The sequence below is a fragment of the Micromonospora sp. NPDC023966 genome, from assembly GCF_040639095.1.
Classification (GTDB): domain Bacteria; phylum Actinomycetota; class Actinomycetes; order Mycobacteriales; family Micromonosporaceae; genus Micromonospora.
On sequence record NZ_JBEZZJ010000036.1, the window covers coordinates 59,450 to 66,584 of the forward strand.

4 protein-coding genes and 1 pseudogene are annotated in these 7,135 nt (G+C 70.0%); 2 read left to right on the top strand and 3 right to left on the bottom strand.

Annotated features, from left to right (window positions below):
* The first annotated feature begins 192 nt into the window (after positions 1-192).
* The gene (locus AB0F68_RS29685) at positions 193-1,164 is read left to right on the top strand and encodes a helix-turn-helix domain-containing protein (RefSeq protein WP_357344190.1); all 972 of its coding nucleotides are present in this window, start codon (positions 193-195) and stop codon (positions 1,162-1,164) included.
* A 410-nt stretch (positions 1,165-1,574) separates the two neighbouring features.
* Here AB0F68_RS29685 and AB0F68_RS29690 read toward each other — a convergent pair whose 3' ends face one another.
* Both AB0F68_RS29690 and AB0F68_RS29695 read right to left on the bottom strand, forming a co-directional pair.
* A complete protein-coding gene (locus AB0F68_RS29690) occupies positions 1,575-4,532 on the bottom strand; it encodes a M4 family metallopeptidase (protein WP_357344192.1) in 2,958 nt (985 codons plus the stop codon).
* A gap of 619 nt (positions 4,533-5,151) precedes the next feature.
* Positions 5,152-5,439: a hypothetical protein gene (locus AB0F68_RS29695; protein WP_357344194.1), complete on the bottom strand. Its 288-nt coding sequence runs from the start codon at positions 5,437-5,439 to the stop codon at positions 5,152-5,154.
* 212 nt (positions 5,440-5,651) lie between these two features.
* Here AB0F68_RS29695 and AB0F68_RS29700 point away from each other — a divergent pair, with 212 nt between their 5' ends.
* Positions 5,652-6,716, top strand: coding sequence for a glycosyl hydrolase family 18 protein (locus tag AB0F68_RS29700; protein WP_357344196.1), 1,065 nt, complete (start codon positions 5,652-5,654; stop codon positions 6,714-6,716).
* A gap of 172 nt (positions 6,717-6,888) precedes the next feature.
* On the opposite strand, the pseudogene AB0F68_RS29705 reads toward AB0F68_RS29700, so the two are convergent.
* Positions 6,889-7,047, bottom strand: a pseudogene (locus AB0F68_RS29705) (peptidase E); the annotation flags it as partial.
* Positions 7,048-7,135 lie beyond the last annotated feature (88 nt).

A 7,135-nucleotide genomic window follows, 5' to 3' on the forward strand; every position in this document is an offset into this window, starting at 1 on the left:
TTGCACCGGCCGCACAGCAGCCTGGGCCACCGCAGTCCCGCCGACTACGAGGCCGCCCTGGCGGCCTGACCACCACACCGATGGTGTCCGCCGAAGCGGAACAAGCTCGGACCACAGGAGTTGTCAGAACGCATGGACGGAACTGCAGGCAGCCCGTGGGCGGTAACCGGTCTGGATCCACTGGCCGGACGAGTGTTGGAGCACCTGGTGGCCGTGCCGTCGGCGGACGTCACCGAGGTGGCGACGGCGGTCGGGGTGTCCCCGGCGGAGGCGGAACGAGCACTGCGGCACCTTGCGGACTCCGCGCTGGTGCTGCAGATCGACGCCACGGCACCGCGATGGGCGGCCGGTCCCCCGCGGTCATCGCTCAGCGCCCTGGTGGCCCGGCGGCGGGCCGAACTGGCCCGCGTCGAGGGCCTCGTGGAGCGGCTTCACGAGGTGTATGAGGCGGTTTCCGGCCCGCGCGCTGCGCATCTGGTGGAGGTGCTGGAGCGCGAGGACGAGGTGCCGGCGCGCTACGGTCAGCTGCTGAAGGGGAGTTCGGTCGAGGTACTGCATCTGGCCAAGCCGCCGTATGTGACGGCCACGCAGGCGTCCGTCGCGGAGTCGGGGGTGGCGCCCGGGGTGCGGATGCGGTCGGTGTACGAGACGGAGGGCTTTACCGACGCGGTGTCCCTCAAGACGGCGCTGCGCGGGACGGGTCAGGGCGGGGAACTGCGGCTGGCGGCACGGCTGCCGGTGAAGTTGGTGGTGTTCGACCGGGTGGCGGCTCTGCTGCCCGTGCGCGGGGACCGCCCGGCGGCGGGTTCAATGGTGGTGCACTCGCCCGCGCTGGTGGTGGCGCTGGTGGCGCTGTTCGAGAGTGTGTGGGAGCGCGCCGACCCGGTGTCGCTGGCGAGCCGACACGATGGGCCGGCCCCGAAGGGCAGTCTGACGACCGTGGGGCCGGACCGGCGAACATGGGAAATCCTGCACATGATGGCGACCGGGATGAAGGACGAGGCGATCGCCCGCGTGCTCAAGGTGAGCCGCCGCACCGTGCAGAAACATGTCAGCGATGCGGGTTCTCTGCTCGGCGCCCGGACTCGGTTCCAGATCGCGCTGCTGGCGGCGGAGCGGGGGTGGCTGAAGGAGTCGGTGACAGGAGGCGGCACCGGGCGATGAAGGCTCGTTGAATCCCGCGGCCCCACGTCAAGGCTCACTGCCACCGCATGGTCTCCAGGGTCACAACCTCTGGTGACCAGCGGTGGCCGTTACGCCCTCTACCGCGCCGTAGGGGGCGGTGCGAACTCCGCGGGGACGCAGCCCTGTTGCTGGAGGAATTCGATCGAGGTCCTTCCGTTCGGCCGTCTGCCGATGACGACAGCCGCGCACGACGCGACTCGTGGGCGCGCCCGCGGCTCGCACTGCACCTTCGCTGCCACCCGCGCACCAGCACAAGGAAAGGCGGAGGGGAATACGTGCGGTTGCGCAGGTGTGAGATCGCCACCCTCGACTGAACACGACGGCGCGCCGGGACCTCCTTGTGGGAGATCCCGGCGCGCTGTCGTGCATCGCGCTTTTCTAGCAGGGGCTCACTGGCAGGACTTGGCTCCCGTCGCGTACGCCAGGCCGAAACCGCCCGCCGACGAGTCCATGAAGATCACCTCGCGCCCCGCACCCGCCGTCGCGAACATCTGCGCTCCCGGACTGCACGACGCCGGGCCGACGTAGGTCCCGTCGAACGTGTACTGCTTGAGCTTCGGGTTGAGCGAGTTGTCCGGGTAACCGCCGGTCGCGAGCCAGAGCTCCGCGGGGGCCTCCTCGGTGGTCGTGAGGGTCGTGTCGGACAGCGTGACGACGTCGGCACGGATCGCCTGCGGGGAGTTCTCCTCGAAGAGCAGGTGACTGGTGCCCGTGGCGAAGTCGAAGAGCCGCACGGAGTCGTTGAACGTCCCCTTGCTCCACTCGCCGTCGACGTAGTGGCCGTAGTCGCGGTTGGTCACCCAGGCGACGCCGGTGCCGGACAGCTGCGGGTAGCTCATCGTCTCGGCGCCAGGGTCACCGCCGGCGAAGGTCGTCTTCCCCGTCGCCACGTCGTACACCTCGACGCCCAGCGACCACCAGGTGCCGTCGGGGTTGGGCTCCGCGTAGTCCTCGTACCGGACGTAGGAGATCTTCCCGTTCTTGACGCTCGGTGCCGTCGCGTTCCCGACCCAGTCGGGGTGCGCGAGGGTGTGCACGGTCCGCGAGTTGCCCCGCAGGTAGCGCACGACGTCGAGGTACCCCTGCGCCGGGTCGTACTGGCTCCACGCGACGACGTCGCCGTCGAAGCCCAGGCCGTCGATCCGGTACGGGGAGCTGTAGAGCTCCTCGACCTGGCCGCCGCCGACGGGCGCCGACAGGATGCGGTTGGTCTCCCACGTCGGCGAGTCGGGGTTGTTCATGATCGACAGCCACACGACGCGCTTGCCATCGGTGTACGGGAAGGTGTGATTGTTCCCGTCGTTCGGGGAGATCCGGTACGGCGCGACCTTGCCGTCGGTGCGGCCGACCCAGATCGAGATCGGCTCGGTGTGGTTCGCGTCCGACCGCGGCACGGTGAACCAGCCGCCGGCCATGCTCGCCTTCGTGTCGATGTACAACCCGGTGTTGAGCCGGTCGACCAGCAGGTCGGTGTTCTTGCCGTACAGGTTCGCCTTCCACTTCGCGGTGATCCCGCGCGAGTCGAACGCCGCCTGCACCACCTTGAAGTCCTTGTTGCTCAGGCCGAAGGACCTGGCGGAGGCGAGCACCGCGTCGCGTGCGTCGACGAAGTCGGACATGGGCGTGAGGTAGTCGGTGAGCGCGCGGTAGACGATCTTGTCGGCGACCGCACCGCCGAACGCCTGACGCAGGTCCCACAGCGCCCCGGACACGATCGTCGAGTTGAGGTGCACGCCGCCGTCGTCCATCTGCGGGGTGTCCATGAGGTGCTGGAAGTCCGCCGTGGTGGCGCCGTCGTCGAGGTTGCGCAGGGCGCACTTGGCGGGAGCCAGGGTGCGGCAGAGGTCGCCGCCGATCAGGCTCGCCTCCGGGTCGGACATCGACGTGCCCGCCGCGTCGAGGTCGATGGCGTTGCCGAAGTAGTCGGCGATCGCCTCGTTGAGCGCGCCCGGCTGGCCGGCGTAGACGAGGCTGGCGGAGTTCTCCACCACACCGTGCGTCATCTCGTGGCCCACGACGTCCGGGTCGGCGGCCAGCGGCAGGTACTCGTCGTCCCCGCTGCCGTACACCATGCGGGTGCCGTCCCAGTAGGCGTTGACGAACGGGTAGCCGCCGTACGTGATGCCGACGATCGAGTTGATCGGCATGCCGTCGTCGTCGAGGCTGTTGCGCCCGAGCTCCGTCTGGAACCACTCGAACACCTTCGCGGCGTCCCAGGCCGCGTCCACGGCGCCGGCGTCGGTCAGGTCGGCGCCGAGCGTGCTCGACGGCGACGCGAACGGCCCCACGCCCTCGGGCAACTGGCCGTCGAGCAGCTCGTAGTAGTCCCGGCCCCGAGCGTCCCAGGTGGTGATCGGCACCGTCCGGCCGTCCGCGAGGGTGTGGGTCTGGTCGATCATGAGGTAGAGGCTGGCGTCGTCGACCCGGACGAGCGGGACCGACACTGCGGCGCCGTGCAGGCTCTTGCCCTCGCCGACGACCGGCGTCGTGCCGTTGCCCGACGAGGGCGGCTCCGTCACGGCCTGCGGCGCGACGGCCGTCCCACCGGCGGCCAGGGCGGCGGCCTGCTGCGCGGTGGCGAACGACTTGATCCGGCTGACGCTGAGCAGCGTCACCCCGTTCGTCGCGCCCACGTACACGTCGCGGAGCACGGGCTGGCCCGTGACGGCGTCCTTGCCCTTGACGAGCACGCGCCGCGCGAGCACGCCGGTGCCGGTCGGCATGACCACGAGCCCCTGGTCGGTGCCGCTGAGGTCGGCGTGGGCCGCGTCGGTCTTCGTGCCGCGCCGCGGGGCGCCGGCCACGACGGCCGCACCGGGGTGCAGGCTCTTGCCCACGTCCTCGACCGCGCGGGAGATCGCCACGTCCGCGGGCATCGGGGTGCCCGTCGTGTCGACGTCGAGGTCCGTGAAGTAGCTGCCCGACGTGCCGGTCACCGCGCGCTTGCCGGCCTTCTTCTCCATACGCACCACGTACTGGGCGCCGAACACGGGTAGGCCCTTGTACTTCTGGTTCAGCCGGACCGTCTCCCGCGCGCCCTGCGTGTCGACGCTCGCCGTGGTGAGCGTGCCGTCCGGGTCGGCGATCTTGTAGCGCTCCTTGTGGCCCGCGAGGTGGGCCTTGGCGGCCTTGTCCGGCGCGATCGTGGCGTCGACCGGGTCGGCCAGGTCGTCCACGAGCGCGGGGGTGTCCGTAGCGGGCGCCACGGTGGCCGGTACGGACGCCTCCGTGGCCGTCGTCGTGCCCGTCGGCGACGGGGTCGCCGCGTTCGCGGCCTGGGCGGTGGTTCCGAGGAGGGCGGCCGTCGCCAGGATGGCGAGGGCGGGTGGTGCCTTGAGTCTGCGCATCTGTTGCTCCTGCAAGGTGGTCCAGCGCCCGGCCGACTCCTTGCGGCACGGGTTCCGCTCACCCTCGCCGCGGTGTCGCCACCGACACAAGGACGCCTTTGCGCAGCTGCACAAGTCAGAAGCTCGCCGAGGGACAGCCGATCCGAGCGCGGCATACCCGATCGGGGCCGATGGTGGGCGCAGCGTCATCCGCAAGGCGGCCGGCATCGACTTCATCGCCGTGCAGCGAACCGGCTCCCTGGCGGATGGGCCGGTGCCGTGTGGACCGCCTGCTGGCCAGTTGGCCTCGACTACGACTCAGGCGCTGCCGACGGTCAACGCCTCCCGAGCTCCCACAGCGCTCCCCCGGGCATATGCTCAACCGGACTCGCCGAGCCGCCTGCGGCTGCCCCTGGGGCAGGGGCACGGAGGGGCAGGGCAGGTTCAGCATCTACCCGGAGATCCCGCGCCGGGCGCAGGCGCCCAGCCTCGGCCAGCGGCAGATCAGTAGACCTGACCTTCGTGGACGCCCAATACGGGAAAGGCAATGCGCCCGGCAGCTAACCGAGCGCATTGCCATCGACGGGGCCGCATACCGGTCGTCTCAAGCCGGTGGCGTCGGCGGCGATCAACTTCCTGATCAGAAGGGGGGTGCGTCCTCGCCCATCAACGCCAGCACGACGCCTCCCTTTCCGCTCTTGAGGCTCTGGACCACGACCTTGCCGGTGCTGCCGTCGGGCAGCTCCAACGTGAAGGTCTTCCCGACCGCGTTCTTGGGGCCATTGCCGGCGCTGTTGGCCGGCCGGAAGTCGCCTGCCCACGGCGGGATCCCATCCTTGCGGGCGGGCTCGGCGAAGAGCGCGGCGGTGCCGGGGGTCCTGGTGCCGTCCGAGGAGAGAAGCACTGAGGCGCTGCGATAGGTAGCCATATGCCCCAAGGCTATCCCGACCGCGCTCGTTCGCGCCACGACAACTGCCCCGTACCGCGAACGGCAACGGAGAGCGACCCTGATCTGCTCCCACCCCGTGGGTTGACCATGCGTCGGCCGCGGGCCCGAGCCAGATCCCGGCCGCCGAACCTGCAGCCCATCGCGCCGGTTTCACCGAGTCGGCTCTGACCCGCGGCTGCTACCGTGTGCGAATGATCATGGGGCAGACGGTTCTGGGTGCCTACTTTCCCGGAGTAGACACCCACGAGTACCCGATCGAGCACCTTCCCGCCGACCTGTTGACCCACCTGTTCTACGCATTTGCCACGATCGAGGACGGCCGCCTGACGCTTCCTTCCACGGCGCCGGCGCAGCTCGCCGCGATCAGGCAGGCGCATCCGCACCTGCGCATCGTGATCTCGATCGGCGGCTGGGGTGCCGGCGGGTTCTCCGATGCCGCGCTGACCCCGCGCACACGCGCCGACCTGGTGGCCGAATGCGTGGAACTCGCCGCCGGCTTCGACGGCGTGGATCTGGATTGGGAGTTTCCGGTATCGGGCGGCCCTGCCGAGCTCACCCGACGGCCCGAGGACCGGCGCAACTGCACGCTGCTCGCCCAGGATCTGCGTGACCGTCTCGGTCCGGACCGCCTGCTGACCGCCGCCCTGCCGGCCGGACGGCTGCAGTCGGCCGGCCCTTATGACCCGGCGGACAGCTTCGAACTCGCGGAACTCGCCGAACTCCTCGACTTCGTCAACCTCATGACCTACGACTTCGGTACGGGCTTCTCCCAGATCGCTACATTCAACGCGCCACTGGCGGAAGTCGCCGACGACCCGCTCGAACCCGGCCTGCGGCAGTGGAACAACGTCACAGGTGCGGTCGACTACTACGAGCGGCACGGCGTACCACGGGACAAGCTCGTGCTCGGCGTGCCGTTCTACGGCCGCGGATTCCGCGTCGCCTCACCCGGCGAGCAAGCCGGCCTGTTCCAGCCCCAGGTCGGTACCGTCGATGTCGGCAACTGGCGCGACATCAGCCGTGACCTGCTGCCCGACCCGGCATGGCAGCGTCACCGCCATCCGGTCGCCCGCACACCGTGGCTCTACCATCCTGGTACGCAGACGTTCGTGAGCTACGAGGACGCCGACTCCATCGAGGAGCGAGCGGCGTTCGCGGCGAGCCACGGGCTGCGGGGCGCGTTCACGTGGCAGCTCGCCGGTGACGACAGCGAGCATTCCCTCCTCGCAGCCATGACCCGCCCGTTCCGTCAGTAGCCCGTCGTGGGCCATCTGGCCAGCGTTCAGGAAGGATACTGCGGGGGCCACAGCAGGCCCGGCAGATTGGCGGAGACCGCGGCGAGCGGTACGACGCACCCGTCTCGGCAAAGTCGCGCGGTCAGCGGCATGAGCGGGGCGCTTCGCCACGCCGATCACTGTTGGCCCGCGGCTACGCGGGGAAGCGCTTCCAGTGCCCCTCGGAGACGACCTCGACGGTGCCGTCGGTCACCTTGATGGCCGTCTGGTCGTCGATTGCGTACGCCGGACCCGCGATCTCGGCCGCCCATCTCTCGGCACCAGCCATGGTGTTGTCCGGCTCGAGACCTAGACGATCTATTCCAAGGGGTCAGTGGTCGTACGCGGTGAGCGAGCGCATGACGGGTTGGCTGGTGGTCCAGTTGTGCCAGATCGTGGCG

Bases quoted from the DNA above. Each gene is read 5' to 3' on its own strand.
- AB0F68_RS29700 (WP_357344196.1), top strand. From the start codon at position 5,652: ATGATCATGGGGCAGACGGTTCTGGGTGCCTACTTTCCCGGAGTAGAC.
- AB0F68_RS29690 (WP_357344192.1), bottom strand. From the start codon at position 4,532: ATGCGCAGACTCAAGGCACCACCCGCCCTCGCCATCCTGGCGACGGCC.
- AB0F68_RS29695 (WP_357344194.1), bottom strand. From the start codon at position 5,439: ATGGCTACCTATCGCAGCGCCTCAGTGCTTCTCTCCTCGGACGGCACC.